General features: G+C 36.8%; 10 protein-coding genes and 7 tRNA genes (1 of these 17 running past the window's edge). 12 read left to right on the plus strand and 5 right to left on the minus strand.

The window, feature by feature from the left end; genetic code table 11:
* The 7 genes from AC6I0I_RS02855 to AC6I0I_RS02885 form a co-directional block, all read left to right on the plus strand.
* Positions 1-49 (plus strand) — tRNA-Phe (locus AC6I0I_RS02855); it begins 27 nt to the left of the window's first position.
* Positions 50-53: 4 nt separating this feature from the next.
* Positions 54-129: transfer RNA gene (locus tag AC6I0I_RS02860), tRNA-Val, on the plus strand.
* Positions 130-134: 5 nt separating this feature from the next.
* A tRNA-Lys gene (locus AC6I0I_RS02865) sits at positions 135-210 on the plus strand.
* A gap of 37 nt (positions 211-247) precedes the next feature.
* A tRNA-Leu gene (locus tag AC6I0I_RS02870) sits at positions 248-336 on the plus strand.
* 8 nt (positions 337-344) lie between these two features.
* A tRNA-Phe gene (locus tag AC6I0I_RS02875) sits at positions 345-420 on the plus strand.
* An 11-nt stretch (positions 421-431) separates the two neighbouring features.
* A tRNA-Met gene (locus AC6I0I_RS02880) sits at positions 432-507 on the plus strand.
* Between the two features lie 3 nt (positions 508-510).
* Positions 511-586, plus strand: a tRNA-Asp gene (locus tag AC6I0I_RS02885).
* A 115-nt stretch (positions 587-701) separates the two neighbouring features.
* Here the strand turns inward: AC6I0I_RS02885 and AC6I0I_RS02890 are convergent.
* Complete coding sequence (locus AC6I0I_RS02890) at positions 702-1,994, minus strand: ISL3 family transposase (RefSeq protein WP_497993655.1); 1,293 nt, start codon at positions 1,992-1,994, stop codon at positions 702-704.
* 208 nt (positions 1,995-2,202) lie between these two features.
* On the opposite strand from AC6I0I_RS02890, the gene AC6I0I_RS02895 reads away from it, so the two are divergent.
* Both AC6I0I_RS02895 and AC6I0I_RS02900 read left to right on the plus strand, forming a co-directional pair.
* A complete protein-coding gene (locus AC6I0I_RS02895; protein ID WP_161832939.1) occupies positions 2,203-3,498 on the plus strand; it encodes a M18 family aminopeptidase in 1,296 nt (431 codons plus the stop codon).
* 156 nt (positions 3,499-3,654) lie between these two features.
* Positions 3,655-4,599, plus strand: a complete 945-nt coding sequence (locus AC6I0I_RS02900; protein WP_338617385.1) for an IS30 family transposase — start codon at positions 3,655-3,657, stop codon at positions 4,597-4,599.
* Positions 4,600-4,734: 135 nt separating this feature from the next.
* Here the strand turns inward: AC6I0I_RS02900 and AC6I0I_RS02905 are convergent, their stop codons facing one another.
* From AC6I0I_RS02905 to yidD, 4 genes are all read right to left on the minus strand, one after another.
* On the minus strand, positions 4,735-6,027 hold the full coding sequence (locus tag AC6I0I_RS02905) for an ISL3 family transposase (RefSeq protein WP_338507311.1): 1,293 nt from the start codon (positions 6,025-6,027) through the stop codon (positions 4,735-4,737).
* 589 nt (positions 6,028-6,616) lie between these two features.
* Positions 6,617-8,515, minus strand: a complete 1,899-nt coding sequence (locus AC6I0I_RS02910; RefSeq protein WP_262950840.1) for an ABC-F family ATP-binding cassette domain-containing protein — start codon at positions 8,513-8,515, stop codon at positions 6,617-6,619.
* Positions 8,516-8,602: 87 nt separating this feature from the next.
* Positions 8,603-9,244 carry a trimeric intracellular cation channel family protein gene (locus AC6I0I_RS02915; protein ID WP_161831541.1) on the minus strand — a complete coding sequence of 214 codons (642 nt, stop codon included), beginning with the start codon at positions 9,242-9,244 and terminating at the stop codon, positions 8,603-8,605.
* A gap of 95 nt (positions 9,245-9,339) precedes the next feature.
* Positions 9,340-9,567, minus strand: a complete 228-nt coding sequence (yidD, locus tag AC6I0I_RS02920) for a membrane protein insertion efficiency factor YidD (RefSeq protein ID WP_262950819.1) — start codon at positions 9,565-9,567, stop codon at positions 9,340-9,342.
* A 232-nt stretch (positions 9,568-9,799) separates the two neighbouring features.
* On the opposite strand from yidD, the gene asnB reads away from it, so the two are divergent.
* From asnB to ytfJ, 3 genes are all read left to right on the plus strand, one after another.
* Positions 9,800-11,608 (plus strand): asparagine synthase (glutamine-hydrolyzing), encoded by a 1,809-nt coding sequence (gene asnB / locus AC6I0I_RS02925; protein WP_161831543.1) that lies wholly within the window; start codon positions 9,800-9,802, stop codon positions 11,606-11,608.
* A 122-nt stretch (positions 11,609-11,730) separates the two neighbouring features.
* A complete protein-coding gene (locus AC6I0I_RS02930) occupies positions 11,731-12,504 on the plus strand; it encodes a DUF2953 domain-containing protein (protein ID WP_161831544.1) in 774 nt (257 codons plus the stop codon).
* A 4-nt stretch (positions 12,505-12,508) separates the two neighbouring features.
* On the plus strand, positions 12,509-12,925 hold the full coding sequence (gene ytfJ, locus AC6I0I_RS02935) for a GerW family sporulation protein (RefSeq protein WP_161831545.1): 417 nt from the start codon (positions 12,509-12,511) through the stop codon (positions 12,923-12,925).
* Positions 12,926-13,167: the final 242 nt, after the last annotated feature.

Genomic DNA, 13,167 nt, shown 5'->3' on the forward strand with positions numbered 1-13,167 from the left:
AGGACTGAAAATCCTTGTGTCGGCGGTTCGATTCCGTCCCAAGCCACCATGATGGAGGATTAGCTCAGCTGGGAGAGCATCTGCCTTACAAGCAGAGGGTCGGCGGTTCGAGCCCGTCATCCTCCACCATAAAAGTCCTGCTAGCTCAGTTGGTAGAGCATCTGACTTTTAATCAGAGGGTCAGAGGTTCGAGTCCTCTGCAGGACACCATTTTTGAAAAAAAGGCGCGTGCCTGAAATAATGATGTGCCTGGGTGGCGGAACTGGTAGACGCACAGGACTTAAAATCCTGCGGGTGGTGACACCCGTGCCGGTTCGATTCCGGCCCTAGGCACCATAATAAAAGGCTTGGTAGCTCAGTCGGTAGAGCAAAGGACTGAAAATCCTTGTGTCGGCGGTTCGATTCCGTCCCAAGCCACCATATGATAACATCGCGGGGTGGAGCAGTTGGTAGCTCGTCGGGCTCATAACCCGAAGGTCGCAGGTTCAAGTCCTGTCCCCGCAACCAAAAGGTCCAGTGGTGTAGCGGTTAACATGCCTGCCTGTCACGCAGGAGATCGCGGGTTCGATTCCCGTCTGGACCGCCATTTGAAATGATAATTATGACTGATGAGTGTTCATCAGTCTTTTTTTATGGCTCTTTGTCAAATCGTGTGGGTGAATAAAATCTATACATGTAATCAAGAGGAATTAGGCCATTCTTTAGACGGCTTGGTTCCTCTTCTTTTTTTGTTCAAAAGTGTATTTATGAATAATCAAAATTCTTGCTTTGAAATGGTAGAAACTACGGTATCCGAAGGCAATACGTTTAATGACTTTAATGTTATTGTTAATTCCTTCGAGTACTCCATTGGTATAAGGAGTTTCGATAGTATTTTTGACATAATCTTGATAATGAGTGAGTGTTTTTAAAGCTGTTTTCATTTCGTGTGAAAGCAGGTCAGAGGGGTGTTGAATGGCATGATGAAATATTTCAAGGTTACGAAGTTTAATAGCCTGTTGGACAGTTTGGTAGAAATCATAAGTCTCCTTTAGTTCAGGGTCTAGGGCTAATAAAAAGTCAATAATTTCTTGTTGAGAGATCATCTTTTTGAAGCAGTTGGAATAGAAGTAATGAGTGGCACTAAGATCTTCTTGGGCTTTTAAGAGAAGTCGCCAATAATGTTTGAATTTATTATAAAACTCTTTATTTTGATTCATGAAACGAATGCGTGTTTTATTAAGAGCACGAGAGACTAGTTGAACGATATGAAATTTATCTAAAACAATCTTAGCCTTAGGGAATACCTCTTTAATGAGTGTCATATAAGGGGCGTACATGTCAATGACGACGTGGGTTACACCTTCACGAGCTGCTTTAGAAAATCGCATAAAATAAGTCCTTAGTGTACTTAAGCGACGGTCTTCAACGATATCAATTAGCTTTCCATTGGACGCATCACAAAAAATGAAGGACATTGCTCCCTCGGCCGATTTAACCGACTTAAACTCGTCAAAACAAAGAACTTTTGGGAGAGAATTAAAGGGAAGCGGCTGTTCTTCATAGGAAGAATGAATGACGCGGTTAACGGTTGAATGAGAAACGTTAAGCTCACGTGCAATATCTGTTTCGGATTTCTTATGACTAGCTTCTAAAAAGATGGCTTGTTTTACGGGAGTGGAAATAAAACAATTAGGGTTAACAAGAGATGTTTCTAGGGTAAATGTTCGGTCACAATGACGGCATTTATAACGTTGTTTTTTTAAGTCTAGATAAGCATCAAATCCGGAAATTTTGACTAGCTTAATACGTGAAGTTTTGAAGCCGTGTTTAATGATATTTGAGTCAAAAGAATGACCACAGTGGTAGCAATGAGTCGGTTGAAAAGAAAGAGTCCCCAAAATAAGTTTAGAACGAACATTCTTAATCTGAGTTTCGTGGATACAATTTTTTGAAAAAGTAATATTTTTATCTTTTAAATCAAGTAAAGTTGAGATACAATTAGTGTGAGACATAAACCCAATCCTTTCGTGTTTTTTTGGTCGATTACATTGTATAGAATTTGGGACGTTATGTCTCTTTTTTTGTACTTATTTTTTAATTCCAATAAAAGAGGTGTGGGCATCACCCACACCAAATATTATAGAACCTTTTTTATTTGCGACTGGATTTAAAAAGTGTTATGATGGATAATAATTAGATTTTGAACAGGAGGAATAGTAAATGGTTAAACAATCAGCTACTGACTTAATTGAGTTCTTATATGAAAGCCCAACTGCTTTTCATAGTGTATTAAATGTAGAGAAGTATTTATCCTCTGAAGGGTACATGGAGTTAAATGAATCTGATGTTTGGAGTTTAAAGGCTAAAGGAAAGTACTTTGTCAAAAAAAATGATTCTGCTTTAATTGCCTTTGAAATTGGAACAGGTGATCTTAAGAAAGAGGGGATTCGTATGATTGGTGCGCATACCGATTCACCTGGTTTTAGGGTTAAGTCTAATGCAGAAATGGTTGTGGAAGGAACGTATTTAAAACTAAATACTGAAGGTTATGGTGGCGCAATTTTATATACATGGTTTGATCGGCCACTTGGATTAGCGGGGAAAGTCATGTTGAAGGGGGAAACTCCATTCGCACCATGCACTAAGCTAATTAATATAAATAAACCTTTATTAATTATTCCTAGTTTAGCTATTCATATGAATCGAGCAGTTAATGAAGGGCTTGAAGTAAACAAGCAGAAACATACGTTACCTTTACTTGGACTTGTCAATGATTACTTTGAAAAGGATAACTATCTGGTGAAATTAATTGCGGATGAATTATCTGTTGATTACCGAGATATTTTAGGATTTGAATTATCGTTGTATGAGTATGAAAAAGGATGTTTAGTCGGTGTTGAGGAAGAATTTATTTCTTGCGGTGGGTTAGACGATATGTGGATGGTGTATTCAGGTGTTAAGGCTTTAATTGAAAGTCCCGAAATTAAGGCAACCAAAATGATGATTTGTATTGATAATGAGGAAATTGGAAGTTTAACAGCACAGGGAGCTAATTCTGCCTTTATTTTAAATATTATTGAGCGCGTTACAATGGCTCTAGGGCTTAATCGGGAGGGAATGTATCAGACACTTGCAAATTCGGTGATGATTTCCGCTGATTTAGCACATGCGGTTCATCCAAATTATCCGGAAAAACACGACCCAACTAATCGCCCAGTACTTGGAGGGGGACCCGTTCTTAAGATAGCATCGTCAGGTTCTTATAGTACAGATAGTCGCTGTGCTGCTATTTTTGAATCACTTTGTCAGGTTGCAGAAGTCCCTTATCAAAAATTTTATAATCGCTCGGATGTTCGTGGTGGTACAACAATTGGTCCGATTACATCTTCTAGTTTAACTATTCCGGTGATTGATATGGGAAGTCCCTTATTAGGGATGCACTCGATTCGTGAATTAGCAGCAGTAAAGGACCACGAGTACGTCATCAAATTATTTAAAACCTTTTATAGTCTATAAGGCTCTAAATGAGCGATGAGTTCACAACTTTTAAGGAATTCATTTATATAAGACAGATTGTAATATTAAGTACGACAAATAAAAAAAGCTCATAAATAGAATTCTTTGTTATAGAATGAAGTTACCACACCAAATTCTTAACAAGGAGATCTATTTATGAGTTATAAACATCTTAACACATTTGAGCGTACACGTATAGAAGTTCTTTCAAAAATGGGTTATTCAACGAGACAAATTGCGGGGCAATTAAATCGTCATCATTCAACCATTGCTCGTGAACTAAAACGAAATACTCAAAAGACGTATCAAGCAGAGCTAGCAGATGAATTAGCCGAGCAACGTCGCTTAGTTTGTCATCGTCCAGAGACCAAATCTGAAGAAGTTATTCAAACCATCCAACATTATTTAAAGTTAACCTGGTCGCCTGAACAAATTTCTAATACGGTTTTAAAGGGTGTTATTTCATTCAAAACTATTTATCGATGGATTTATGACGGAACGATTTTGTTAGGGGATTTAAGCTGTTTAAGGCAAAAGGGAAAACGCCGAAAACCACGAGAAACACGCGGACGATTTAACATTGGGACATCAATTCATCAACGTCCGAAAGAGGTAAAAAAACGTCAGGCATTTGGTCATTGGGAACTTGATACAGTTGTTTCAAGCCGTGGTAAAAGTAAAGGATGTTTAGCTACATTTATTGAACGTCAAACACGATTTTATGTCACCGTTAAAATCGAAAATCGCTCAGCATCTGAAATGTACCGAGCGATTAGTGAGTTATATGAACATTTTCCTAAAGACACCTTTAAAACTTATACCGTTGATCGAGGAAAAGAGTTTGCTTGTTATTCCAAAGTAGAAGCAGATTTAAAGGTTCCTGTTTACTTCGCTGACGCCTATTCCTCTTGGCAAAGAGGAAGTAATGAAAATGCCAATGGTCTTCTTCGAGAATTCTTTCCGAAGAAGACGGACTTAGCACGAGTTAGTGAGAAAGAGATTGATGAAGCCCTCCTCCTCATTAATCATCGACCACGAAAATGCTTAGGTTGGAAAACTTCATTCGAGCTATTTCATGAGAAACTGTCGCATTTGTATTGACAATTCTTCATAAATAAAAAAATACGGTATGAATCTAGTTATGTGTAGATTTCATACTGTATTTTTTTGGTTCTTTGTCAAATAGTGTGGGTGAATAAAATCTATACATATAATCGGGAGGAATTAGGCTATTCTTTAGATGGTTTGATTCCTCTTCTTTTTTTGTTCAAAAGTGTATTTATGAATAATCAAAATTCTTGCTTTGAAATGGTAGAAACTACGATATCCAAAAGCGATTCGCTTAATGACTTTGATATTGTTGTTAATTCCTTCGAGTACTCCATTGGTATAAGGAGTTTCAATTGTATTTTTGACATAGTCTTGATAATGAGTGAGTGTTTTTAAAGCTGTTTTCATTTCGTGTGAAAGCAGATCAGAGGGGTGTTGAATGGCATGATGAAATATTTCAAGGTTACGAAGTTTAATAGCCTGTTGGACAGTTTGGTAGAAATCATAAGTCTCCTTTAGTTCAGGGTCTAGGGCTAATAAAAAGTCAATAATTTCTTGTTGAGAGATCATCTTTTTGAAGCAGTTGGAATAGAAGTAATGAGTGGCATTAAGATCTTCTTGGGCTTTTAAGAGAAGTCGCCAATAATGTTTGAATTTATTATAAAACTCTTTATTTTGATTCATGAAACGAATGCGTGTTTTATTAAGAGCACGAGAGACTAGTTGAACGATATGAAATTTATCTAAAACAATCTTAGCCTTAGGGAATACCTCTTTAATGAGTGTCATATAAGGGGCGTACATGTCAATGACGACGTGGGTTACACCTTCACGAGCTGCTTTAGAAAATCGCATAAAATAAGTCCTTAGTGTACTTAAGCGACGGTCTTCAACGATATCAATTAGCTTTCCATTGGACGCATCACAAAAAATGAAGGACATTGCTCCCTCGGCCGATTTAACCGACTTAAACTCGTCAAAACAAAGAACTTTTGGGAGAGAATTAAAGGGAAGCGGCTGTTCTTCATAGGAAGAATGAATGACGCGGTTAACGGTTGAATGAGAAACGTTAAGCTCACGTGCAATATCTGTTTCGGATTTCTTATGACTAGCTTCTAAAAAGATGGCTTGTTTTACGGGAGTGGAAATAAAACAATTAGGGTTAACAAGAGATGTTTCTAGGGTAAATGTTCGGTCACAATGACGGCATTTATAACGTTGTTTTTTTAAGTCTAGATAAGCATCAAATCCGGAAATTTTGACTAGCTTAATACGTGAAGTTTTGAAGCCGTGTTTAATGATATTTGAGTCAAAAGAATGACCACAGTGGTAGCAATGAGTCGGTTGAAAAGAAAGAGTTCCCAAAATAAGTTTAGAACGAACATTCTTAATCTGAGTTTCTTGGATACAATTTTTTGAAAAAGTAATATTTTTATCTTTTAAATCAAGTAAAGTTGAGATACAATTAGTGTGAGACATAAAACCAATCCTTTCGTGTTGTTTTAGCCGATTACATTGTATAGGATTTTGGGGACTATGTCTCTTTTTTTGTCTCAATATTTATGGCAATCAAAAAGGTGTGAGTAATCCCACCCACACCAAATATTATAGAACCATTTTTTTATACGTCTTGTACGAGATGGCGGGATAGGTGTAAATCTCTCTTTACATTTGCGTTGAACGAATGAAGGAATGTGATGTTGGAAGGGTGATGAATTTTTAATACAAGCCTTTGACCCTGTGAAGCTTCTTGAAGAGCCATTTTTTAAACAGCAGTTGTGGGCTTTGATTGAGTCGAATCTAAGGCATTTTTTCAATGAATTAAATTTCGATAGATGGATTTAAGATGTTGGGGCCCAAAACCATTAGAATTAGTAGTTTCCTTTTTCCCCTTCCTTTAAATAAATTTTAATTCTTTGACGTTTTAATGGTTTGGAATGGGGCAAACGGGGGGTGAGTATAAGAAAAAGTACCTCTCTCATAGACGATAAAGCGGTTCTATCATGATTGACCGTTCCGCTTTATTTTTTTGTCTACGATGAAGGTACTTTATTGGGTATTCGTTTGTTTACTTACTTTTATTTTCAATTTCTTCAGCTAATTGATTTAAGTATTCCCATCGCTCATATTTATGGGCTAATTCTTCCTCTATTATTTCTTTTTGTGCCATAATATCCTGAAGTTTCACATAATCAGTGGCATGTTTGATTAATTCCTGATTAAATTGCTCTATCTTTTCCTCTAATGTAGCAATTTCATCATCAATGGTTTCAAACTCCTTTTGTTCTTGGAATGTAAATTTTAATTTTTTTTCACGACGTGGCTTAGATTTACTTGCTTCCTTATTTTTGTTCTCACTCGTGATTTCGTTTTTTGAGGGATTTGCTTCTTTGAAGACAAGGTAGTCACTATAATTTCCAGTATAGATGGTAATTTTCCCCTCGCCTTCATAAGCAAATATTTTATTACAAACTCGGTCGAGGAAGTAACGGTCATGGGAAACGGTTATGACAATTCCGTTAAAATCATCAAGATAATCTTCAAGACGACGTAAAGTATCGATATCAAGATCATTGGTAGGTTCATCAAGGAGGAGTACGTTAGGAGCATCCATTAGAATACGGAGTAGGTAGAGACGACGTCTTTCGCCCCCAGATAGAGTTCCAATTTGAGAATATTGGAGGTGCCCATCGAAGAGGAATCGTTCGCACATCTGTGAAGCGGTAATACGTGTTCCATCAGCTGTTTCAATGTATTCACGTTTTTCTTTAATATAATCAATCGCTCGGAGGTTAGGGTTCATTTCCTCACTCTCTTGGGCGAAACAACCAATTTTAACTGTTTCTCCGATTTCGATGCTTCCACTATCCGGAGCTATTTTTCCGCGAATAAGGTTAATAAGTGTTGATTTACCGATTCCATTTGGTCCAACAATTCCGATACGGTCTGTTCTTGCTAATGTGTAATCGAGATCTTCAATCAGACAACGGCCATCAAAAGATTTATGGAGATGATTGAATTCCATTATTTTTCGACCTAATCGTGTAGATGCGACTGAAATATCAATGCTTTCTTGATTGGTAGGTTTCTCTTTATTTTTTAGTTCATCAAAACGCTGTAATCGTGCTTTTTGTTTTGTGGAACGGGCTTGGGCTCCCCGTCTAACCCAGGCTAACTCTTTTCGAAGTAAATTTTGTCGCTTATCTTCCATCGCCGCTTCAAGTTGAAGACGTTCCATCTTCTTTTCAAGAAATAGAGAATAGTTCCCATCATAGCTATAGAGGTTTCCGTGATCAAGCTCAATAATACGATTGGTAACCCGATCAAGAAAATAACGGTCGTGCGTGATCATAAGAAGGGCCCCTTTACGACTATTTAAATGATCTTCTAATTTAGATATTGTTTCGTTATCCAGGTGATTGGTAGGCTCATCTAAAATCAATAGCTCACATGGGGTAATGAGTGCCGATGCGAGTGCAACTCGCTTTTTTTGTCCCCCCGATAATTCCTTTACTTTTTGGGAAAAATTAATAATGCCTAATTTTGTTAATACGGATTTCGCTTCACTTTCTAAATCCCATAGGTTTAAACGGTCAATTTGATCCTGAACTTTTAAAAGTCTTTCATTTATTTTATCATCGTAATGAGTTTGCAAAGTTTCAAGGATCTCTTGATATTCTCGTAAAAGTTGCATTTCCTTAGAATTTCCCTTGAATACTTGCTCTAAAACGGATGCCTCTTCGTCAAAGTTTGGATTTTGTGATAAATATTCTACTCGTACCCGATTTCCCTTGGTAATTTTCCCTGTTTCAGGGGTCTCGACACCCGCAATAATTTTAAGAAGCGTTGATTTTCCGGTTCCATTAACCCCAATAATCCCTATTTTCTCGCCTTCACTAATCCCAAATGAGATGTTTTTAAGTAACGTTTTTACTGAGTAACTTTTGCTTATATTTTCAATTGTCATTAAATTCAAATTTATCACCACAACATTTCTTAAAGATAAAACTATTATACCTTTTTTTAAAAAGAGAGCAAATAAAAACCCGATGAATCAATCATCGGATTTTTTTTGATTAAAGTAAAAGATGATTTTTCCGTTTTCAATATACGGCAAGTGAATATGATAATAGTAAGTAAAAATACGGATCATAAAGATAAGAGTAAGGCAGAGATAGGAGCTCAGATAAATACCAATCCAAGGACTTATTATCCAAAACACAGTAGATCCAATGAGGGAGGCAACCGCATATATTTCTCTTTTTAAAATAATTGGGACTCTTTTAGAAAGAATGTCACGAACGACGCCACCCCCTATTGCTGTGATAAGGGAAACAAAGATAAAGGTTAAGAAGTTATAATGTAGTTCAATGGCTTTCATGCCCGCAGCAACGGTAAAAACGGCTAAACCAATCGCATCTAAAAGAAGAAATGAAGTTTTCCATTTTATTTTACCACGAAAGATAATAGTCAACGTGGTTGAAAGAAGGATAATTCCTATTGATATATAGTCTGAAAATAATGCAGGAATTCCGATATTCGTTACAACATCACGAATGACACCACCGCCCATTGCTGTTACAGCGGCTAAGGTTAATATTCCGAAGAAATCCATCCTATTTTCGATGGCACAGATTGCCCCAGAAGCGGCGAACACAAACACGCCAATATATTCTAAAAAAGAAATGAGTTCCATAATCTGAAATCCCCCTATACAAAATAATACCTTTTAAATCTATTATATTTTACGCATTATCACTTAATTAACGCCAATTATTTTAAGAATTTTTATTATTTTTTCTTTTTTTTCTGTGGAACAGGATCATATCCCATTTTTCCAAAGGGGTTACACCTTAAAATTCTTCGGATTGCTAGCCATCCTCCTTTTAACGCCCCATGAGATTCGATAGCCTCGATAGCATATTGCGAACAGGTCGGAATAAAGCGGCAGTTAGGTCCTGTTTGAACGGAAATGTATTTTTGATAAAATCGAATGAGTTTAATCAGTAGAGTTTTCATTTTAGTCGCCTCCGCTTGGGGTAAATAATAGGTTATATGCGTCTAAATCGCTTAAGTGGGGGAGCATGGTGTCCTATAAGACACTTCTCCTGAAGTCGATTTTTTGCATTTTTGATAAAAATATTTTAGCAGAAGAAAAAACATGTTTCAATATGGAGTCTTTCGCATAGAATATGTCGTACAATGTTTTTTCCATTTAACCCCATAAGGGAATAGGTAAGGAGATGGTGATATGTGTGGAATTTTTGGGGTTGTAAATTATCATTTGAATGAGGTGAGGACACCTTATGATATGAGTTGTGTACAGGCTGTTTTACATCGGGGACCTGACGAAGGGGGAACCTTTTATGATCAACATGTTTTCTTAGGTCACCGCCGGTTATCAGTGGTTGATATTGAACAAGGAAAACAACCGATGTCTTTTCACCAATATACAATGGTTTATAATGGTGAGCTCTATAATACGGAAGAAATTCGTCAGGAGTTATTGAAAGCGGGATATACGTTTAAAGGACATTCGGATACGGAGGTACTTTTAAAAGCTTACGTTTGCTTTCAAGAGCGAGTTGTTGAGAAATTAAACGGAATTTATGCATTTGCAGTTTGGGACAGTAAGGAACAGCGATTGTTCGTAGCGAGAGATCGTGCCGGTGTTAAACCGCTGTATTATTATGAATTACCAGATGGAATTATTTTTGCTTCGGAACAAAAACAGATTTTACAGTATACGAAAAAAAATGAAATTACGCTAGAAGGATTTAGAGAGTTGTTAGGGGTTGGGCCGTCTCATACACCGGGTCACGGACTATATAAGGGAATCAAAGAGTTGAAGCCAGGACATTATATGAACGTCTCAAGTGGAAGTAAAAAGGAAGAGCAGTACTGGGAATTAACGGCGTCTGAACATGTCGATGATTTCGAGACGACTGTCGCTAAAACAAGGGATATTTTGTTAGATGCTATTAAACGACAACTCGTTTCAGATGTTCCATTATGTACGTTTTTATCAGGAGGGGTGGACTCATCCGCCATTACAGCTATCGCTGCCCAGGAAATTAAAAATTTACATACGTTCTCTATTGATTATGAAGATAACGTGAAATACTTTAAAAAAACCGCTTTTACGGTCTCTCAAGATAATGATTTTATTAAACTCATCTCGGATTTAAATCAAACCCATCATCATTATTGCGTCATTAGTAATCAGGATTTGGCTGATGCCTTAAAGGATGCTGTTTATTTTAGAGATATGCCGGGGATGGCAGATGTCGATTCATCGCTTTACTGGTTTTGTAAAAAAATTAAAGAGGATTATACCGTGAGTTTATCAGGAGAATGCGCCGATGAAATTTTTGGGGGATATCCTTGGTTTTACCGTGAACCGATGAATGGAATGTTTCCATGGCTTCGTGATTTAGCGATTCGTAATACACTTTTAAAACCGGAATGGCAAGAGAAGTTAGATCTTGTTGGCTATGCAACGAAACGATTTAATGAATCGATTGCGAGTGCCCCTATTTTAGAAGGAGATAGTGTATTAAATAATGAAAAACGTCAGTTGACGTATTTAAATACGAAATGGTTTATGACAACCTTACTAGATCGCAAAGATCGAATGAGCATGGGAGCGAGTCTTGAAGTTAGGGTTCCATTTGCCGACCATCGTCTAATGGAGTATCTATATAATATTCCATGGGAAATGAAATTTCATGGTGGAATGGAAAAAGGATTATTACGTAAAGCTTTAGAGGGAGTATTGCCGGATGAAGTGTTGTATCGTAAAAAAAATCCATATCCTAAAACCCATAATCCGCATTATACAGAGTTAATCCAAGCGCTATTAAGAGAGGCATTGAATGATCCAGATTCAATTTTACATGAGATTTTTGATGAGGAAAAACTATGGGCTCTTGCCAATACGAGTGATGAGATTATTACACGTCCATGGTTCGGACAGTTAATGACACAGCCACAGTTGATTGCTTATTTATATCAATTCCATCTTTGGTTTAAAGAGTATCATATTAATTTTATTGAATAGCAAAACAAAAAACGTTAGCTAAATGAGCTAATGTTTTTTTATTTGAGAAGATCATCTAGAAGTATAAAAGAAAGGTATTTCATCCATACTATGGAAAAATAAAAAATTAAGGGGATTACGTCATGCGGTTTATCGGTTATTTTTTACTTGTCTTATTAGGACTCATTATTATTTTGTCATTTATAAAAATTAAAGTTGAATTGTTTTTAAATCAGCAGGATGGGTGGGTTGAGTTACGCTATCTTTGGCTGAAGTATCGCTTAGAGATGACTGATTTTTTAAAGGATTCTACGAAGGAGAAGGTAGAATCCCAGTTTGCGAGGGTTCAAGAGGAAACAAAACAAGAGTTGACCCGGGTTGAATTTAAGGAAACAGTTAAAGTTAAAAAAGAGCCGATTGTTGATCCATCTCCATCGATGCCGAAGAAGGAGATGGGGGGCACTAGGAAGAAGCGTCGGAAAAAGACAAGGGCAGTTAAGATTAAACAAAAAAAGGTGACACGCAAATTAGATATGAGAGCGATAAAATCTATGATTAGACGGGGCAAGACGATTTTTAAACTCTCTCGAAAAGTTCTTATTCGTCTAACGAATAGAATTAGAATTCATCGCTTAGAGTCGATGATTGATTTCAGTTTAGACGATGCCATGACCACCGGGTGCATCATCGGAGCATTGTGGACATTTCAAGCCAATTTTTATGCCTTTATTGAAAGATACGTTAAGAAAGTGGATCACTATCACTTTGATGTAAAAAGTAAATTTAAGGGGAATTCACTTTTTATTAGCCTTTCATGTATACTCTCGTTTCGAATCGTCGATATTATACTTGTTCTTTTGTTATCCTTTAAAGAATTATTAACAATTAAACGGATGCTAAAAATTGAGGAGGAATAATTTTATGGCAGAACATCCAATACATAATTTAATGAAAATTTCAATGGAAAGCTTGAAGAAAATGGTTGATGTCGATACCATTGTTGGAAATCCTTTAAAAACAGATCACGGGGACACGATTATTCCTGTTTCTAAAGTAAGTTTTGGATTTGGAGCGGGAGGTAGCGAATTTGAAACTGAGCGCAAATCAACAACCGATGGTTCTCCATTTGGGGGCGGAAGTGGTGGTGGAGTTTCGATTACACCCATTGCCTTTTTAATCGTCAATGAATCTGGGGTTGAGTTAAAACACGTTGAGGAACGTACGTCACTTTATGAGCGATTATTGGATCAAGCCCCTAAGTTTATAAATAATATCGTGAATGAATTTGATAAATCGGGATCTAAAGCGGCAGAAAAAAATGAGACTGTTGCGAAATGATTAAACATTCGTCGACTTTGGCTGAATGAGAACCTATAAGAGAGACACTTAAAAAAAGTGTGGGCCTATAGGTTCTTTTATTTTAAATAGAAAAGTTTAGCTTAAGAGGTAGATGTTTTAACTTGCATACTCCTAGTAAGAAGTGCTTCCATTCGATGTCTCCTAACTCATATTTTTGCATGATCAAAAGGTACTAGTTTTTCTTAGCGTCGATGTCCTTCGAATTAAAAGATAACCTTGGA

This window comes from Turicibacter sp. St.80E1, from assembly GCF_059728495.1.